Origin of the sequence: Streptomyces chiangmaiensis (assembly GCF_036281785.1) — a bacterium.
Lineage (GTDB): Bacteria > Actinomycetota > Actinomycetes > Streptomycetales > Streptomycetaceae > Streptomyces > Streptomyces chiangmaiensis.
Genome location: NZ_JAYWVC010000598.1, coordinates 1 through 1,208, shown reverse-complemented (window position 1 = coordinate 1,208; position 1,208 = coordinate 1). Strand labels below are relative to the sequence as shown.

Here is a 1,208-nt window from a genome sequence, read left to right as displayed (position 1 = left end):
CCGTTGCCCGATGCTCAGCATCAACCCGAAGATGCTGTCTCGCCTCAAAGAGCTGGAGGAGGACCTCCTCGCCCGCCGCAAACGAGCCGTCGAAGAGGACTGGCGAGGCGAGATCGAAGGGCTCGATCTGACGCTCACCTTCTTGCGGAGCAAGCGCGAGCAGGCCCGCCGCTTCCAGCGCAGCGATCCTGTCTCCCTCGGAATGCCTGAGATCCCCCATCAGAAGCCCCAGGTCACAGACTCGTGAGCAGCACCGCGAACAACAGAAACGCGGCCTGGGCCAGAATCGGGGCATGGACGTGCCCAAGCTGCTGGAAGCCGCCTCCCTGCTGGTTCCCGAGGAGAGCGCCACCGAGAACGACATCACGGTGGCCGACGTCTGGGAGTACCTCACCCACGACGAGTGGGACGTGGCCCTTGACCTGCTGGAGGAACTCGGAGACGTCCAACCGCTTCCACTCAGCTTCTGGGAAACCCTGGCCACCGCAGCCGAACAGATGCAGCTGGAGACGAGTGCGGCCTGGTGCCACTGGCGCTGCTACGAAACCCGCAACGGCATCATCCGGGCCGACCTCACCCTCCGCCCGGCCGCCGAGGCCCGACGACAGACGCCCATCTCCGGCGCCGGCGTCCTGCGACCGATGTGGAACATCGGAAACCGAACCCCGACCGGCGAACCGGCCCTCAACATCGCCATGCTCTGGGTTGAGCGCACGCCCTTCCTCGAACCTGGCGGGCGAGCCTCGGTGCGACTCGCGCCCCTTGACCCTCAGCAGTGGCAGCACCTTGAGCCCGGCCAAGTGATCACCATGCACGAGGACCGATCCGTGGCCGGGACGGCAGTCGTCCTGGACGTTCAGCGACCTTTGGCCACGCCTACGGCATAGGAAAGGGTGCCAACGGCTCCTGGCGTTGGTGCAGAGAAGGTCGAGTTCTACCGTCCCCGTTCCGGTGATCTCCCGGCCGACGCGATCGAGCTTCCACGGTTGGAGAGCTTTCTCCACCAGCACTTGGGGCTGCACCTCCTCACTCAGGAACCCGGCTCGGAGACACACGAGTAGATGCTGCGCTGAGGTAGCGCGGATCCTCAATGCCCCAGTCATTCACGGCTACCGGGGTTTGGAGCACTCAGCGTTGGCGAGCAATGCTCAAGACCTGTGGATCGGTTCCGGGAGGGCACGCGGAGGGCGTACCTTCCCGAATGATCC

The 1,208-nt window shown here is 65.1% G+C and carries 1 protein-coding gene and 1 pseudogene; both read left to right on the top strand.

Going from position 1 to position 1,208, the window contains the following annotated elements; translation table 11 throughout:
* Positions 1-247: pseudogene (locus tag VXC91_RS45870) on the top strand (tyrosine-type recombinase/integrase); the annotation flags it as partial.
* A 46-nt stretch (positions 248-293) separates the two neighbouring features.
* The gene (locus VXC91_RS45865; protein ID WP_329513249.1) at positions 294-887 is read left to right on the top strand and encodes a hypothetical protein; all 594 of its coding nucleotides are present in this window, start codon (positions 294-296) and stop codon (positions 885-887) included.
* Positions 888-1,208: the final 321 nt, after the last annotated feature.